We start from the raw sequence: 17,674 nt of genomic DNA, 5'->3' as shown, positions 1-17,674 counted from the left end.
CATTCTTTAGTTTGGGAGAACTCCTCCCAAAAAAAGTAAAGTAACTTTCTTTTATAGCATGTTTAGTCTGTCAAAAACCTTTTCTCTGTAAGAGACGCCTACAGGAATATACTTCTCATTAATCACGACATTCATGTCTTCGAAGTAATCGATCTTATCGTAGTTGATAATATAAGAACGATGCACGCGGCCAAATGTACTGGCTGGCAGTTTCTTCTCAATGCCTTTCATCGTATGATGTACAATATGCTTACCCTTGATCGTATTGAAGATGACATAATCTGCCATTGCTTCAATAAAGAGAATGTTGTCTAAAATGATCTTGTAGATTCGAGAATCTGACTTTACATATAATTCATGAAAACTTTCTGCCTTTTTACGAATGTTTTCAAGAGTCTCATTTGCTTTAACGGCTGCTTTTAGAAAACGTCCATAGCTAAATGGCTTGACTAAATAATCAGTGACATTCTTTTCAAATGCACGAACTGCATATTTTTCGGCTGACGTAATCATGATCACCTGATAGTCAGCAGTTAGTGATTCCATCAATTCAATACCTGACATTTCAGGCATTTCAATATCTAAGAATATTATATCTACGTCTGGATTATCTTTCTGAAGTAGGATGTTGGAGGCTTCAATTCCGTTTGCCATCTCATGTGTCATTTCCAGAAAATCTGTCTTCTCGACGTATTTTCTTATCATGAGCCTGGCAAGCTCGTCGTCATCCACTACCATGCAGTTCAATGCCATAGTTTAAGTCTGATTAGTTATGTATTAATCTGTTAATTTACTTTTTATTTAAAAGTTTAGAAACATATTTCCCAATAATATCAAATTCAAGGTTAACCGTATGACCAGGCTGTAGGGATTTAAAAGTTGTGTGGTCCATTGTATAGGGTATTATGGTTACTGAAAATTTACCATCCGCTGAATTGAAGCAAGTTAGACTTATTCCATCAATACAGATTGATCCTTTTTCCACAGTCACATTTCCCACACTATTGTCATATTCAAAATCAAACAGCCAACTGCCTTCCTTTTCTTCTCTTTTTGTACAAACAGCAGTTTGATCTACATGTCCTTGGACAATGTGCCCATCGAAGCGGCCATTGGCAATCATACAACGCTCAAGATTGACTATGCTATGCACTTTCAACTCTTTGAGATTGCTTTTTAATAGGGTTTCTTCAACTGCTGTCACTTTATGCCAGTCCTCTTCGATATCGACCACGGTCAGGCAAACCCCATTATGTGCCACGCTTTGATCGATTTTCATTTCCTTGCTAATTGGACTTTGTATGGTAAAATCTATATTGGTACCGTGATTTTCAATAGTATTTATTTTTCCAATTGTCTCAATTATTCCTGTAAACATAAGTTCTGACTCTGGTGTAAGAATTTAATGTAAGGTTAGTCAAAATATAAATAGGTTGAAATGATCAATAATTAATTTATAGTCTAATTTTGAAAGCGAATGGTATTGACTGATAGTTACAAGCACAAAGGAATGAGACGAGCACTCGTAAGAAAATTACGAGAAAAAGGAATTGCAAATGAACCTGTTTTGAATGCGATCGGTAAAATACCCAGGCATTGGTTTTTTGACGAGATATTTGTTGATCACGCCTACCAAGACAAGGCCTTTCCAATCGCCGAGGGACAAACAATCTCTCAGCCTTACACGGTTGCTTTTCAAACAAATCTACTCGATGTCAAGCCCGGCAAGAAGATTCTGGAGATTGGCACAGGGTCGGGTTATCAGGCCTGTGTATTGCTTGAATGTGGGGCGGATTTGGTAACTATTGAGTATAAAAAGAACCTTTCTCTACTGGCACAAAAGATGCTGAAATACATGGGTTACAGTCCAAGGTTCGTGATTGGAGACGGTTCGCTAGGGTATGATAAGCTCACGCCATACGATGGCATTATTGTTACCGCCGGAGCGCCAACGGTACCTACCGCGTTGATTGAACAGCTTAAAGTAGGAGGGCATCTGGTTATTCCGGTTGGAGACAGCAAGTCACAGAAAATGTTGAGGCTAACCAAAATGTCTGATGGAACGATTACCAAAGAGCAATTCAGTAATTTCAGTTTTGTACCCTTATTAGGGGAAGATGGTTGGAAAAAGTAATAATATGAGCAGAAAAAAGAAAAAGACACCGTTAGAATCATTGGCAATTATGACAGAATTGGTTTTGCCAAATGATACCAATACACTTAACAATTTGATGGGAGGAAAGCTATTACATTGGATGGATGTTGCCTCGGCAATTGCTGCACAAAGGCACTCCAATAGAATTGTGGTAACTGCATCGGTAGACAATGTATCATTTTCTGCGCCTATTGCATTAGGCAATGTGGTTACTCTAACCGCTAAAGTAACTCGTTCTTTCAATTCCTCGATGGAAGTATTTATTGATGTATCTGCGGAGGATATTCCAGGAGGCAAGAAGGTAAGTAGCAACAAAGCCTTCTATACTTTTGTCGCAGTAGATCAAGGCGGTAGCCCGATTGATGTACCTGAGGTAGTGCCGGAGACCGATGAAGAGAAGGAAATGTTTGCCGGTGCCCTAAGAAGACGTCAACTTCGCTTGGTTTTGGCTAAGAAAATGAAACCAGAGGAGGCCACAGAACTTAAATCGATTTTCATCAATGAGTGATTCTAATGACTTCCTGAATTTTCTGATCAACGAGGACATCTATGTCATTGACGAGAATGATGTTACCAGCACGAATTTATCTGGTGAAAACGAACCCGAAATGGTTGAAGAGGCTGAAGTTCGTCTGAATTCTCCGGAAAAACCAAAACATGAGATTCTGGTTTTGTTTGATAATCCATCGGCAACAAACCTGTCATCGGATGATTTGGAATATTTAGGCAAGATTCTAGGATCTATTAACCTATCTAAAGATCATGTAGAATTTCTCAATGTAGCAGGTGCTTCGGCACCAATTACGGATGGGTACAAATATGTAATAGCTTTCACGCCGAATCATCAATTATCTTTAGACAAAAGTGTGCAGCAGTATGTTGCCATGAACCTAGGCGACACAAAAGTGATCATTGCAGACGCATTGAGAAACATTTCTACATCAACCGATTTAAGAAAGAAACTATGGACAGTACTCCAAGAAGTTTTTGTGAATTAGACTTTGGGTAGGACCACTTGTATGGTTGATCCCTGATTTATCCTACTCTTCACCTCAATACTTCCTTTTAGTTTGTCTATTGCGCATTTTACAATATACAAACCTAAACCGGTCCCTTTGATTTTTTGATGAGATCGAAAAAACATGTCAAAGATTTTTTTCTGATGTTCTTTTTTGATTCCAAGCCCGTTATCGGTGACCTTAATAGAAACACCCTGGCCTAGCTCATGGATATTAATTTTCACGAATGCAGCATTTTTTGTATTGGCATATTTAATCGAGTTTTCGAGGAGGTTTTGGAGAATGGAAGTGATAGTGCTTTTATCTGAACAGAAAGAAATTGAATCTTTTATTCGAATTTCAAAATTGATTTTGTCAAAATTTTCATGGTATTCAAACGAGCTCAAGCAGTTTTCAACAAGACTCTCAAAATCAATCATTTCATTCTGAATCTCTTTTTCCTTTATCTGAATAAGGTTTAAGAAATCCATCAAAATCCCATTCAATCGATTGATTTGTCTATTATATATTTCAAAGTATTCTAGTGCTTTAGCATCTGTGACGTCATATTTAACCAGATCGAATAGTCCCATTAATGAAGAAATCGGTCCTCTAAGATCATGAGACACTTTGTAGACAAAAGAATCCAATTCTTTGTTCTTTCTTTCTACTTTGCTGTTGATCTCCTTCTGCCATTTAGTTTCTTTTTCCAACAATTCTAATCTTGAAATAGACTGAATACTGTTAATCACATTCTTCGTTTCTTTATTGATTACCTTTTCTTTATGACTTTGGTGGAGTTCGAGATACTCTAGCGCTGATTGGTGGTCTTTTTCTTTTTTTGCAATCTTGTAAAGATGCCAATACGATTTGTGTGTAATCAGAAAATGCTTTGACTTTTTCCCTTTTTGAATGCAACTCAATAATAGTTTTTTGGCTTTGTCATATGCTTTTGTTTGATAGTACATCTGGCCTTGTTTGTTCAGAGTCATCATTGAACCAACCAGCTCATTCATAGTAGCGTGAATTTCTAAGCTTTTTTCTAAGTATTTTTTAGCCAAATCATACTTTTCCTGAGCCAAATAGACTTTGCCTAACCCATAGTAGGCAAAACCTAGACCTCGTTGGTCATTTGTTATTTTCTTTAGTCTAATACTTTTTTTGATAATCTTAAGCGCCTGATCTATTTGCCCTTTTCTTATTAAAATACCTGAGAGTGGATTTAACGCATTAGATACGCCATTTTTATCATCGATAGTTATGCTAATATCAATGCATTTTTGATAGGTTTCTTCTGCTTTGTCATACTCTTCAAAAAATTCATAAACTGAGCCGATGGCCTTCAATGTTCTTGACTGTCCTAATTTGTCATCAACATCCTGATACATTTGAAAACTATCAGATAAGAACTTTAGTGCAAGATGATAATTGTCTGTTTTATAGTTGATGCTACCAATGGTAAAGTAGGATAAAGCAAGCCCTGCTCTGTCATTGTCTTTTTCGAAGTGGTTGATAGCTGCTTGGGTGTGACTTAATGAAGATTGGTGATTACTCAGAATCATGTCGAAATAGCCCAAGTGTGCTTGGGACCATGCAATTAGTGACTTATTCTTAATTTGGATACTCCTTTCAAACGCATTGTTTGCCAATGCTATGGACTTTTCTATATTGTTTACCCGTTCTTTAAAAGCCTGTTCTAACTGGCTCGTAATATTTTCTGGATCAATACCTGAATTATTTACAATCATCAAAATTACTTTAGCTAGGCCTCGTGATAGATGATCAAACTTAGATGGAACATTTCCACATAAGTCATTCCTATTCACATAAGTCTATCCAAGCTGTTTGAAATTGTTAGGTAAGGGAGGTTTTAATTTATTTGTACTATTAAATTAACTTGTTTTGAGAAGAAAAGAGTCATTTAACCTCTGAATATTAAGTCAGCCAAATATCTCCTTCAACTTGGCTTCCAATTCAGCACCACGAAGATTCTTAGCAATAATAGTTCCGTCAGGGCCAATTAAATAGGTTGCGGGGATTGAGTTAATTCTATACAGCTGAGCAGCTTCAGATTCAAAATATTTAAGATCGGACACTTGAGTCCAGGTTAATCGATCATCTGCAATGGCCTTTATCCAAGAATCTTTCTGTCTATCCAAAGAAACCCCTAAGATTTCAAACCCTTTATTGTTGTAGGTATCATACATTCTTACTACGTTCGGATTTTCCATTCTGCAAGGTCTGCACCAAGCCGCCCAAAAATCTATCATTACGTATTTACCTTTGAAAGAACTGAGAGAAACAATTTGTCCTTCAGGGTTTGGTAAAGATATTTCTGGTGCAGCGGAGCCGATGGCCAACTTTCTATAAGATTCGACTTTATTCACTAACTCCTTAGTGTAACTTGAATTGGGTAGTTCTTTTTGGTATTTCTGAGAAAGGCTATCCAGAAAGGTGAATTCATTCTCCTCGTCAATGAAGGAAGTACTTAAAATTCCAGCAATCGAGTAGTCCATTTTTAAAATTGAGCTCTTAATTTGATCGTCATTTGCGACTTTCAACTGCATAAAACGCGAACGGATATCTTCGAGCAATTGTACGTCTCCACTATTCCTGGCATTCATGAACTTACTATTGAGCGCTTGTGATTGATTTTCGAAGTCTTGTTTAAGTGCAGTCAACTGATAAATATAATCCATATCTTTCGAGCCGGTTACCTTATAGCCACCCCTTGGATCATTTTCATCTTTAACAAGTTGCAAGTTGCTGTCGTTAAGAATCATGTTTGTAATGTGACGATTGTAGAAGTTTAGCCGGTAAAAGCCAGGTTCGGACACTTTAACCGTTCGGTTATATGCTCCGCTTGGTTCAAGGTAGAAGGAGTCAATCACGGTGAGTTCGTTGTTCATGATCAATTCAATTTTAACCAATTGATCTTCTACCGGATTTTCATAGGTTCCGGAAATAGTAAGACCCTCTTTCTTAGAACATGACATTACTACCAGAGCAATCACAAAAACAAATACTAAATTCTTTCTCATTATCATCTATTTACGATTCTCAATAGCTTTTTTCAACGAATTAAAGCGATTGAAGTTTATTTTTCTAATATTTCGGCAATTAACTTGTTTGCCGTTTTTGGATTAGCCTTACCTCCTGACCTTTTCATAACCTCGCCCATAAACATGCCTAGCAGACCCTTTTTGCCATTTTTGTAGGCCTCGGCTTTTTCAGGCATATTGGCAATCACCTCTTCAATAATCTTGATCAGTTCGTTCTGGTTATCACTTTGCAGTAATTGGAGCTTTTGCGCAACGTCGAGAGCGGATTGCTTTGGATCTTTGATGAGAGCAGGAAGTAATCGAGTGGATGCAATTGAAAAACTTAATTTGTCTTGAACAACTAAGTCGATAATTTCCGCAAGTAGAGTGGGCTTAATCTCAAAGTTTTCAATTGAACTATTCGATTCATTGAGATAACTTTTGATAGGCCCAATGATCCAATTGGCAACTCTTTTATAATGTGAAGTAATCTTACTCGTGGTATAGAAGTAATCTGATAATTCCTTAGAGTCAGCAATAATTTCGGCATCGTACAAGTTCAGCTGGTAATTTTCCTGAAGGTCAGCCAATACTTTATGGGGAAGCTTTGGCAGGGTAGATTGAATTTGATCAATCCAATCCTTTGAAATTGCTATAGGTAAAAGATCCGGGCAGGGAAAGTAGCGGTAATCATTGGCTTCTTCTTTTGAACGTTGCCCGGTTGTTTCGCCAGTTTCATCATTGAATCCGCGAGTTTCTTGCAGTACGGTTTTTCCATCATCCAGTAGTGCGGACTGTCTTTCAATTTCATGGTTAATTGCCCGCTGTACATTTCTAATGGAATTCATATTCTTGATTTCCACTCTTTTGCCCAGTTGCTTTGAGCCAACAGGTTTCAATGAAATATTAGCATCGCATCGCAGCGAGCCCTGTTCCATATTGCCATCTCCAACATTGATATATCGGACAATTTTGCGTATCTCGGTCAGAAGATTTCCTGCTTCTTCTGCACTACTAATCTCTGGCTCAGTAACCATTTCTATTAACGGAGTACCGGCCCTGTTGTAATCAAGGAGAGTGCCCTCGTGTTCCGGATCATGAGACGACTTGCCAGCATCTTCTTCGATATGTATTCTATTGAACTTTATACGCTTTTTGTCATTGCCGCTCTTTACATCCAAGTAACCACCCCTACAGATAGGGTATTGATCTTGGGTAGTTTGATAACCCTTCGGTAAGTCCGGATAGAAGTAATTCTTACGGTCGAAAGTGGTGTAAGAAGCGATGTCACAATTACAAGCCAAACCCATTTTTATGGCATGACTAATTACAGACCTATTAGGCTTGGGCAAGGTACCAGGATGTGCCAATGTAATTGGACTTACATTTGTGTTAGGCACGTCACCAAAGCTGTTCTTGTCCGATGCAAATAGCTTACTTTCGGTATTCAGTTGTACGTGTATTTCCAGTCCTACGACCAGATCATATCTTTCTAATATGTTTTTCAAAGCCTTCTAATGATTTGTGATTCCATCAATAATCTCCTTGGCTTTGGTCACCACGCTAGGCAATCCGCTAAGGTCCTTACCTCCGGCTGTTGCATAAAAGGGTTGGCCTCCACCTCCTCCTTTGATTTCTTTTGCCAACTCCTTAATCAGATTACCGGCATGAAGATTTAGCGATTTCACTAATTCTTCAGAAATCATAATTGAAATTTGGGGTTTGCCGGCAATATCCGCCGCCACTATCATTATCAGGTTATTTATTTCGTTTTTGAGCTCGAAAGAGAGCTTTTTTAATCCTTCTGCATCGGGCAACTGAGCCTCAGCTATCAATACATTGTAGCCATTAACTGGTTTAATGGCTTTTTGAAGCACGTCTTTTTGAGCTCCGGCCTTTTCCAGATTGACAGACTCTATTGTCTTCGTTAGTTCTTGTTTTTCTTTAATTAAAGTCTCAACAGCCTTTACCAAGTCCTTTGGACTATTCAAAAGCTCATTGACTTGGGCTACCAGCTTATTTTGTTTGGTGTAATATTCTTCAGCACGGTCGGCGGTTATTGCTTCAATTCTGCGTACTCCAGCGGCTACAGATCCTTCTGATACGATTTTCATAAGGCCAATAGTTCCGGTAGCAGGTACGTGTGTTCCTCCACAAAGTTCAACCGAATAATCTTTGTCGAAAGTAATGACTCTCACGAAGTCTCCATATTTCTCTCCAAAAAGTGCCATAGCACCCATTTCTTGAGCTTCGGCGATCGGTACATTTCTTTTTTCGTCCAGTGAAATATTCTCCCTAACCTTTTGGTTAACAATTTTCTCGACTTGATCGATTTCCTCATCAGTCATTTTTGAGAAGTGTGAAAAGTCAAATCGAAGCACTTTTTCATTCACTAAAGAGCCTTTTTGCTGAACATGGGGTCCAAGTACTTGTCTCAGCGCCGCATGTAGTAGATGAGTAGCACTGTGATTATTTTCCGTCAATTTCCTTTTTTTGCTATTGACAACTGCGTCAAATTCTGCTTCCAGATTTTCTGGCAATTCATTACTGAAATGGATGGTAAGGTTATTTTCTTTTTTGGTATCAATGATACTAATTCTTTTGTCACCATCTGAGAGATAACCTGTGTCGCCAACTTGTCCGCCACTTTCTGCATAAAATGGTGTCCGATCCAATACGATTTGGAAAAGCTTCTTACCTTTTTCATCAATCTCCCTATACTTAACGATGCTGGACTTAGCGGATAATGATTCATATCCAAGGAATTGTACCTCCTCGGTTCTTTTCAACTCAACCCAATCTCCAGCTGAAGTTTCCGCAGCCTTTTTGGATCTGTTTTTTTGAATCTCCATTTCCTTTTTGAATCCCTCTTCATCAACACTCAATTCATTTTCTCGAGCAATTAAGGAGGTCAAGTCAAATGGAAAACCATAGGTATCGTACAATTCGAAGACCGTCTTGCCATCTATTAACCCGTTTGCATTTTTTGCCTGATTGGTAATGATTTCCAATTTTGCAAGACCTTTGTCCAATGTACGTAAAAAGGAGAGTTCCTCCTCTCTTATAACCTTAGAGATAAATTCCTTTTGAGCTACGAGCTCTGGAAATACACCATCAAATTGCTCTGCGAGTAGCGGAACCATCGTATTCATGAATGGTTCTTTGAAACCTAAGAAGGTATAGCCGTAGCGAACAGCTCTTCTTAATATCCTTCTAATTACATAGCCAGCCTTGTTGTTAGAGGGCAGTTGTCCGTCTGCAATGGCGAATGCAATTGCACGGATATGATCGGATATTACGCGTAAGGCAATATCGGTTTTTTCATTCTCACCGTATTTAACATGAGCAGATTCTGCAATGAAGTTGATAAGTGGGGAGAAAACGTCGGTATCGTAATTAGATTTTTTTCCCTGAATGGCCATTGCCAACCGCTCGAAACCCATGCCAGTATCTACATGTTGTGCCGGGAGGTTTTGCAATGAACCATTGGCTAATCGGTTGAATTGCATGAATACCAAATTCCAGACCTCTACGACTTGGGGGTGGTCCATGTTTACCAAATCCCTTCCGGGAACTTTAGCCGCCTCTTCATCGGACCTTAGATCAATATGGATTTCCGAACAAGGACCGCACGGCCCGGTATCTCCCATTTCCCAAAAATTGTCTTTTTTGGAGCCGCTGATGATTCTGTCTTCGGGTATTATTTCTTTCCAATAGTCAAAAGCTTCCTGATCCATTTCTAAACCATCTGCCTCATCACCACCAAAAACGGAGGCGTACATTCTATCCGCAGGTAGCTTAAACTCTTTGGTCAGCAGTTCCCAGGCCCATTCAATGGCCTCTTTCTTAAAGTAATCTCCAAATGACCAGTTGCCAAGCATTTCAAACATGGTATGATGGTAGGTGTCCATACCTACTTCTTCCAGGTCATTGTGCTTGCCTGAAACTCTTAGGCACTTCTGGGTGTCAGTGATTCTATTCGATGAAGGTTGTGAATTGCCCAAAAAGAAGTCTTTGAACTGATTCATACCCGCATTTGTAAACATCAAAGTAGGGTCATTTTGTATGACCATTGGCGCAGATGCCACTATTTCATGTTGTTTCTCTTCAAAAAAGCGTAAAAACCGTTTTCTTATTTCCTTTGATTCCATCTAATCTACTGATACCCAATTGCTTGCAATTGAATTTATTTGTTATTTAAAAAATTGTATTAAATTGCGGACATAATTGTAATATTAGAAGCCGTTAAGTAGAAATATTAGCAACCACCCGAAAAACGAAGCACAAAGTTAGGATATTCTGATTTAATATGGCTAGAATAAAATACTATTACGATACCGAATCTTGTAAGTACGAGCGCGTCAAAGTGTCGTCTTGGGATATTGTACTCAACTCTCTTGGATTTCTATCCTTTTCATTGATACTGGCAGTAGGAATTTTCTATACCTATAATTTGTATTTTCAGTCTCCTGTCGAAGCTCGATTGGAAAAAGAGAATGAAGAACTGAAATACTACTACGAATTATTGCAGAAGGAGATGGTAGAAGCATCTGATATGCTATCATCCTTGCAAGAACGCGATGATAACGTGTATCGAGTGATTTTTGAAGCGGAACCTATTCCAAAGTCTATCAGAGATGCTGGCGTTGGAGGAGTTAACCGCTATAGGGAATTGACCAACAAGGATTTAGAAAGGACTGACCTGATTATCAGTACGCATCAAACATTGGATAAACTGAAAAAGCAGATGTATATTCAGACCAAATCGTACGATGAACTGTTGGATATGGCAGCAAATAAAGAGAAATTTTTTGCGGCAATGCCGGCCATTCAGCCTGTCTCTAATGAAGAGCTTAAAAGATTATCATCTGGGTTTGGCACCAGGATTGATCCTATTTTGAAAACAAAAAAGATGCATTGGGGTGTTGATTTTAGTGCACCTAAAGGAACGCCAATTTATGCGACCGGTGATGGTGTGGTTAAAAAAGTTCGCTCTTCTTTAGGAGGGTATGGACGACAAGTAGAGATTGACCATGGTTATGGATATATTACTAAATATGCCCACATGGAGATGTATAATGTGAAAAAAGGCCAGAAGGTAAAGAGAGGAGAATGTATTGGATATGTTGGTAACTCAGGAAAATCTACTGCGCCACATTTACACTATGAGGTTACAAAAGATGGGAAGAAAATAAACCCGGTTCATTACTTCTACCAAGATTTAAATGCATCTGAATATGAAGAAATTCTAAGGTTGGCATCTATAGAAAATCAGGCACTGGGATCTTACTGATCAAGCAAGACATAAAAAAACCCTGGCAATATTGTCAGGGTTTTTTTATGTCTGTTAGTCTATTGTGGAAAACTTCTAATGAACTTGTGCTGAAGAATTAAATGTTCAATTCTAATTTTGAGTCATGCTAAGAACTCTGGTTCAAATACTGTTTATCTCTATTCTGGTAACTGCCTGTAAGCCACAGCAAGTGGTCTCAACATTACCTGTCGACGAACAGGAAGTCGCTTTAGATTCGGCCCTTTTTGAACCTGAATATTGGATTACGTCAGATCGGGATACACTTTACTCTCTCAATGATGAGGTTGAAATTGGGCTGTCCAGAGTGATCAAAGATACGCTTACCTTTATAGGAGTAGGGGACATTATGATGGGAACCAATTTTCCAAGCGAAAGCTACTTGCCCGGTAATGATGGACGCGATTTATGGGTAGAGGTTACTGATACGCTAAAGCAAGCTGACGTGACATTCGGCAATTTAGAAGGAGTAATACTAAACGAAGGTGGGGATCAGAAAACCTGTAGAAACCCGAAGGTTTGTTATTTATTTAGATCACCAGAGTCCTATCTAGCTAATTTGAAAGATGCTGGCTTTGACGTTGTTAGTTTGGCTAATAACCATGCTGGTGATTTTGGTCAGCCTGGCCGACTAAATACGATGAAAACCTTAGATTCTTTACGCATTAACTATGCTGGCTTGCTGGATGTTCCAACTTCTATTTTTATGGTCGATGGAATGAAATATGGAGTGGTCGCATTTTCTCCAAATATTGGCACTGTCAGTATTCACAATGAAACCAGAGCAATAGAATTGGTGGAGTATTTGGATTCTTTGGTAGATGTCGTCATAGTTTCCTTTCATGCAGGTGCTGAAGGCTCAAAACATCAGCATGTAACCAGAAAGACGGAAATGTTTTATGGAGAAAATAGGGGAAATGTTTATGAGTTTACGCATTTAATGATTGATCATGGTGCCGATGTAGTTTTTGGTCATGGTCCCCATGTATCCAGGGCAATAGAAGTTTATAAGGATCGGTTCATAACTTATAGTTTGGGAAATTTTTGCACATATGGGCGATTTAATCTGAAGGGGGTAAATGGTGTGGCACCAATTGTGAAAATTGAAACTGATGCTACCGGAAAATTTCTTCAGGGCAAGTTGATTTCGATTTATCAACCGGGAGCAGGCGGGCCAAAAATTGACCCCAAAAGAAGAGCTATTTCTGTGATCAGGGAGCTCACAAAAAAAGATTTTCCTGAAAGTAATTTATTGATTGATGATTCAGGTTTTATTACCTATCTTAACAATTAGAACAGTGCCGTACAAAGAAAAGGAAATAACGAAACGATATTACACCATTGGCGAAGTGGCTGATGATTTGGGCGTAGCAACTTCACTCATACGTTTTTGGGAAACGGAATTTGACATCATTAGCCCTAAGAAAAATCGAAAAGGAAATAGACAATTCACGCCGGAAGATATAAAGAAAATAAAGATGATTTATCATCTTGTAAAAGAGAAAGGGTATACGTTACACGGCGCCAGAGATTTCATTAAAAACGATGCGAATGCCGCTATGGAAAAGATCGATATGATTCATTCGCTTAAGGGCATCCGTACTTTTCTGACTGAGCTACGAGACGGTATAAAAGGAAATCATTAATTTTTTTGAATTGTAACTCTTGTTTATTCTATGAATGAAGAAGAATGCTGTATACTGGCGCTTAAACTTACTCCGGGAATTGGTGATATTTTAGCAAAGCAATTGATCAGTTATTGCGGATCTGCGTCAGCTATTTATAGAGAGAAAAAAGGAACCCTGCTGAGAATTCCAAATGTTGGAAACAAAACTGTAGCATCACTTAACTCAGGCGAGTATCTCAAAAAGGCAGAGGAGTTTTTGGTGCTTTGTGAAAAGCAGAAAATATCAATAGTTCCATATTTTCATAAAGACTATCCCGAAAGACTTAAGCTTGTTAACGACTCTCCTTTACTTATTTATACTAAGGGACGAGCCAAGTTTAACGGACGAAAGCTTGTTGGAATAGTAGGAACTAGAAATGCTACTGAATACGGTAGACAAATGACCAAAAAAATTGTAGAGGAGTTGGTTGGTCATGAGGCTGTTATAGTAAGTGGTTTAGCCTATGGGATTGATATTGTGGCTCATCGAGCAGCATTGAAAGCCGGACTCCCTACCGTGGCTGTTTTGGCCGGAGGCCTGGATAAAATCTATCCATCGGTTCATAAAAAAACTGCTGAAGAAATGCTTGAGCAAGGGGCATGGATTAGCGAGTACCTGCCTGGAACAAAACCAGAAGCACATCATTTCCCAACACGTAATCGTATTATTGCCGGGATGACGGAAACACTCATCGTTGTGGAGGCGGCAAATAAAGGAGGCGCATTGATCACAGCAAACATAGCTTATTCATATAATAGAGAAGTATTTGCTGTTCCGGGTACATTGGAGCATAAATATTCTGAGGGGTGCAATGCACTGATAAGAGCGCAAAAGGCTAATATTTATACGGGAGTCAAAGATTTGAATTATTTATTGGGCTGGGAAGTTGGAGAACAAAAGTTGTCAAAGAAAAACTTCGATATGAGTGCTTATGATCAACCCGTACAAAAAATTATGGAGCTTCTCACAGAATTCGAGGTTGGTCTTCATTTAGATGAATTGAGCTGGAAGGCGCAGATAAGTGTCAATGAAGTAGTTGGTCATCTTTTGACCTTGGAATTTGACGGATTAATCAAATCTCTCCCTGGTAAACGATATGTCAAGCTTTGATAACCACTACCTTATCTACCCAAAAAAACTTCTGGAGCTATGTTTAATGCGGTTTGGAATGCCTTTTGATTATATTCGATTGGTATGTGATGGTGTTGGAAATAGGAGAGGATCGTTTCGGTGGCTATGTTTCCTACGAGTTTATCTTCAGCCATTGGGCAACCTCCGAAGCCATTAATGGCTCCGTCAAATCTCCGACAACCGGCCTTATAGGCTGCATCAATTTTTTCCAGCGCGGTATCCAAGTCGGAGTGTAGGTGAACACCAAATTCGACTCCGGAAAATTCGTGAGTAATACCTGTGAAAAGAGCCGTGATGTTTTTCGGATTAGATACTCCAATAGTATCAGCCAATGAGATGATTTGTACATCCATTGCTTTTAGTTTTGAAATAAAATCAGAAACATAGGGAATTTCATAAGGATCTCCATAAGGATTACCAAACCCCATAGACAGGTAAGTGACAAGTGTCTTGTTGTGGTCATGGCAAAGGTCTTGAATGATGTTTAATTCTTCAAATGCCTCGGCGATACTTTTGTTAGTATTCCGTTGTTGGAATGTTTCTGATAGAGAAAGGGGGAATCCCAGGTAGCTTATTTGGTTGTGCAGGCAGGCATTATGAGCGCCTCGTGCGTTAGCGACGATGGCTAGCAGCTTCGATTTTGTTTGTTCTAAATCCAAATGCGACAATACTTCAGCCGTGTCTTTAAGTTGTGGTATGGCCTTTGGCGAAACAAAACTACCAAAGTCAATCGTATCGAATCCCACCTTGAGCAATTCATTGATATATCGCACCTTTAATTCTGTAGGTACAAATTCCTGAAGTCCTTGCATGGCATCCCTAGGGCATTCAATAATTTTCATAAACTGTATTTTTTCGCAAATTAATTAAAAATGCAATTTGTTGGATTAACTATATACTTTCATTGCCAATGAAACGTGTATGCGGTGATTTATAATAGTCGGAAATTTTGCGATTCAATATCAAAATTGAACTAAATAATATCTATCTTTGCGCTCCATTCGAGTGAATGGGCTCCGCTCTGCGGAATAATTACAAACAAAATGGCGCATCTCCCGAACCCGGATTGACGCTGTATTTAATGGGTTCACATTATAATGGAAAACAAAGAAGAATTAGAAAACCAGCCTGTAGAAAAAGCAGAAACCACTGAGGCGGCAAACGAAGCTACAGTTGAAGAAACTGCTGCGGCTGAAACTGAAGCAAAAGTTGAAGAGGCTGCTGTTGAAGTGAAAGAGGAAGCTCCTGCCGAAGAGGTAAAGGAGGAGGCTCCTGTTGCTGAGGCAAAAGCTGAAAAGAAGGCTCCTAAGAAAAAGGAGACTAAAGCTGTAGTTGTAGAGGATGAAGAAGAGTTTGACTGGGACAATGTTCAGCCAAAAGGATTCGGTGATGGATACAACAAATCTGAAAAAGCCGACTTAGAAGCACTTTACGAAGGTACCCTGAACACTATCGAAGAAAAGCAGGTAGTAGAAGGTACAGTAGTAAGCATGACCTCTAGAGACGTAATTTTGAACATTGGATTTAAATCTGATGGTTTAGTTTCTGCTTCTGAATTTAGGGATACTCCTGACCTCAAGCCGGGTGATACTGTAGAGGTCTACATCGAGGAGCAAGAAGACAACAACGGTCAGTTGGTACTTTCGAGAAGAAAAGCCAAAATCGTAGGTGCATGGGAGAAAATCCAGAAATCTGCTGACGAAGATTTGGTGATCGACGGTATGGTGAAGAGAAGAACAAAGGGCGGTTTGATTGTAGATATTTTTGGTGTGGAAGCGTTCTTGCCAGGATCTCAAATCGATGTGAAGCCAATCAGAGACTTCGATATCTTCGTAGATAAGAAAATGGAAGTGAAAGTTGTGAAAATCAACTACACTAACGATAACGTGGTAGTATCTCACAAAATATTGATTGAGAAAGACCTCGAAAAACAAAAAGCTCAAATCCTTGAAAACCTTGAGAAAGGTCAGGTATTGGAAGGAGTGATCAAGAACATGACCAATTTCGGTGTATTCATCGACCTTGGAGGTGTGGATGGTCTTCTTCACATTACCGATATTTCATGGGGTAGAGTAAATCATCCGGAAGAAGTGTTGAATTTGGATGAGAAAGTAAATGTTGTTGTTCTTGATTTTGATGACGACAAGAAGAGAATTTCATTGGGTATGAAGCAACTGTCTGAGCATCCTTGGGATTCACTTGATAAGACTGTTGAGATTGGCTCAAAAGTGAAAGGTAAAATTGTGAATGTTGCTGATTACGGTGCATTCTTAGAGATTCAACCTGGTGTTGAAGGTTTGATCCACGTGTCTGAAATGTCTTGGTCTCAGCATTTGAGAAATCCACAGGACTTCATCAAAATAGGCGATGAGCTAGAAGCAGTTGTGCTCACTATCGATAGAGACGAAAGAAAAATGTCTTTGGGTATCAAGCAATTGACCGAGGATCCTTGGACCAAACAAGATGTATTGACCAAATACGCTGTTGGAACAGATCACAAAGGAATTGTAAGAAATCTGACAAATTTCGGATTGTTCATCGAACTTGAAGAAGGAATTGATGGTTTGGTACATGTTTCTGATTTGTCTTGGACCAAAAAAGTGAAGCACCCTTCTGAGTTTATCAATGTAAATGAAGAGCTTGAAGTACGTGTACTTGAGCTTGACGTGGACAATAGAAGATTGGCACTTGGTCATAAGCAGTTAGAAGAAAACCCTTGGGATACTTTCGAAACTGTATTTGCAAGAGGTACTTCCCACAAATGTACGGTGACCAACATCCTGGAGAAAGGAGCAATTTTGGAATTACCATACGGTTTGGAAGGATTTTCGTCGACAAAAAATCTAAAGAAAGAGGATGGCTCTAAAACGGAGGTTGGCGATAGCCTTGACTTTGTAGTGGTTGATTTCTCTAAAGATGACAAGAAGATCAGCCTGTCTCACGTAGCCACTTATTCTGATGAAGTAGTAGAAAAAGCTCCTGCTCCTAAGAAGAAAGCTGCTGCTAAGAGCAAAGGTGTAGATAAGGTAAATGCTGATTCTGAGAAGTCTACTTTAGGCGATATCGCTGCACTTTCTGCGCTAAAAGAGCAAATGGAAGATAGTGCTAAGCCTGCTGCCAAGAAAGCTGCTCCTAAGAAGGAAGCTGCTCCAAAAGCGGAAAAGAAAACAGCTGCAAAAAAAGCTGACGATAAAGAAGAAGCTTCTGAGGAAGCAGAATCTTAATCAGAAATATATTTATAAAAAGGTACACTTCGGTGTACCTTTTTTTTATTCAGTGCGTTACAAAAAAGTGGCAATATTTTAGGCAATTGAAGTTCTAAATAGTTTGCAAGGGATATAATTAATTCTATTTTTGTAGCCCGAAAAACA

Annotated in this window: 15 protein-coding genes; 8 read left to right on the top strand and 7 right to left on the bottom strand. The window is 39.0% G+C overall.

Translation table 11 applies throughout. From position 1 onward, the window contains the following. Positions 1–51 precede the first annotated feature (51 nt). Entirely contained in the window at positions 52–753 is a 702-nt protein-coding gene (locus ABJD64_RS07060; protein ID WP_348179967.1) for a LytTR family DNA-binding domain-containing protein, read from the bottom strand. Positions 754–790: 37 nt separating this feature from the next. Further along, on the bottom strand, positions 791–1,378 hold the full coding sequence (locus ABJD64_RS07055; protein WP_348179966.1) for a riboflavin synthase: 588 nt from the start codon (positions 1,376–1,378) through the stop codon (positions 791–793). A 132-nt stretch (positions 1,379–1,510) separates the two neighbouring features. On the opposite strand from ABJD64_RS07055, the gene ABJD64_RS07050 reads away from it, so the two are divergent. From ABJD64_RS07050 to ABJD64_RS07040, 3 genes are read left to right on the top strand one after another with little or no spacing between them, the layout of a single operon-like run. Beyond that, on the top strand, positions 1,511–2,134 hold the full coding sequence (locus ABJD64_RS07050; protein WP_348179964.1) for a protein-L-isoaspartate(D-aspartate) O-methyltransferase: 624 nt from the start codon (positions 1,511–1,513) through the stop codon (positions 2,132–2,134). 4 nt (positions 2,135–2,138) lie between these two features. Next, positions 2,139–2,663, top strand: a complete 525-nt coding sequence (locus tag ABJD64_RS07045) for an acyl-CoA thioesterase (protein ID WP_348179963.1) — start codon at positions 2,139–2,141, stop codon at positions 2,661–2,663. Next, positions 2,656–3,153 (top strand): hypothetical protein, encoded by a 498-nt coding sequence (locus ABJD64_RS07040; protein WP_348179961.1) that lies wholly within the window; start codon positions 2,656–2,658, stop codon positions 3,151–3,153. The genes ABJD64_RS07045 and ABJD64_RS07040 overlap by 8 nt, the downstream gene beginning before the upstream one ends. On the opposite strand, the gene ABJD64_RS07035 is transcribed toward ABJD64_RS07040, so the two are convergent. The 4 genes from ABJD64_RS07035 to alaS form a co-directional block, all read right to left on the bottom strand. Next, the gene (locus ABJD64_RS07035; protein ID WP_348179959.1) at positions 3,150–4,901 is read right to left on the bottom strand and encodes a tetratricopeptide repeat-containing sensor histidine kinase; all 1,752 of its coding nucleotides are present in this window, start codon (positions 4,899–4,901) and stop codon (positions 3,150–3,152) included. The two genes, ABJD64_RS07040 and ABJD64_RS07035, sit on opposite strands and share 4 nt — an antisense overlap. 192 nt (positions 4,902–5,093) lie before the next feature. Continuing rightward, complete coding sequence (locus ABJD64_RS07030) at positions 5,094–6,194, bottom strand: TlpA disulfide reductase family protein (protein WP_348179957.1); 1,101 nt, start codon at positions 6,192–6,194, stop codon at positions 5,094–5,096. 56 nt (positions 6,195–6,250) lie between these two features. Further along, positions 6,251–7,702, bottom strand: a complete 1,452-nt coding sequence (gene gatB / locus ABJD64_RS07025; RefSeq protein ID WP_348179956.1) for an Asp-tRNA(Asn)/Glu-tRNA(Gln) amidotransferase subunit GatB — start codon at positions 7,700–7,702, stop codon at positions 6,251–6,253. Between the two features lie 6 nt (positions 7,703–7,708). Beyond that, positions 7,709–10,345, bottom strand: a complete 2,637-nt coding sequence (alaS, locus tag ABJD64_RS07020) for an alanine--tRNA ligase (RefSeq protein ID WP_348179955.1) — start codon at positions 10,343–10,345, stop codon at positions 7,709–7,711. 158 nt (positions 10,346–10,503) lie between these two features. Here alaS and ABJD64_RS07015 point away from each other — a divergent pair, with 158 nt between their 5' ends. The 4 genes from ABJD64_RS07015 to dprA all read left to right on the top strand — a co-directional run bounded on the left by ABJD64_RS07015 (position 10,504) and on the right by dprA (position 14,282). Further along, complete coding sequence (locus ABJD64_RS07015) at positions 10,504–11,487, top strand: M23 family metallopeptidase (RefSeq protein WP_348179954.1); 984 nt, start codon at positions 10,504–10,506, stop codon at positions 11,485–11,487. Positions 11,488–11,611: 124 nt separating this feature from the next. After that, positions 11,612–12,799: a CapA family protein gene (locus ABJD64_RS07010; protein WP_348179952.1), complete on the top strand. Its 1,188-nt coding sequence runs from the start codon at positions 11,612–11,614 to the stop codon at positions 12,797–12,799. Between the two features lie 4 nt (positions 12,800–12,803). Beyond that, positions 12,804–13,151 (top strand): MerR family transcriptional regulator, encoded by a 348-nt coding sequence (locus tag ABJD64_RS07005; protein ID WP_348179950.1) that lies wholly within the window; start codon positions 12,804–12,806, stop codon positions 13,149–13,151. A gap of 30 nt (positions 13,152–13,181) precedes the next feature. Beyond that, positions 13,182–14,282 (top strand): DNA-processing protein DprA, encoded by a 1,101-nt coding sequence (dprA, locus tag ABJD64_RS07000; RefSeq protein WP_348179948.1) that lies wholly within the window; start codon positions 13,182–13,184, stop codon positions 14,280–14,282. An 11-nt stretch (positions 14,283–14,293) separates the two neighbouring features. Here the strand turns inward: dprA and ABJD64_RS06995 are convergent, their stop codons facing one another. Continuing rightward, positions 14,294–15,145 carry a hydroxymethylglutaryl-CoA lyase gene (locus ABJD64_RS06995; RefSeq protein ID WP_348179946.1) on the bottom strand — a complete coding sequence of 284 codons (852 nt, stop codon included), beginning with the start codon at positions 15,143–15,145 and terminating at the stop codon, positions 14,294–14,296. Between the two features lie 255 nt (positions 15,146–15,400). Here ABJD64_RS06995 and rpsA point away from each other — a divergent pair, with 255 nt between their 5' ends. After that, complete coding sequence (gene rpsA, locus ABJD64_RS06990) at positions 15,401–17,527, top strand: 30S ribosomal protein S1 (RefSeq protein WP_348179944.1); 2,127 nt, start codon at positions 15,401–15,403, stop codon at positions 17,525–17,527. Positions 17,528–17,674: the final 147 nt, after the last annotated feature.

The sequence above is a fragment of the Reichenbachiella sp. genome (assembly GCF_039944555.1).
GTDB lineage: Bacteria > Bacteroidota > Bacteroidia > Cytophagales > Cyclobacteriaceae > Reichenbachiella.
This window is presented reverse-complemented; position numbering and strand designations above follow the sequence as displayed.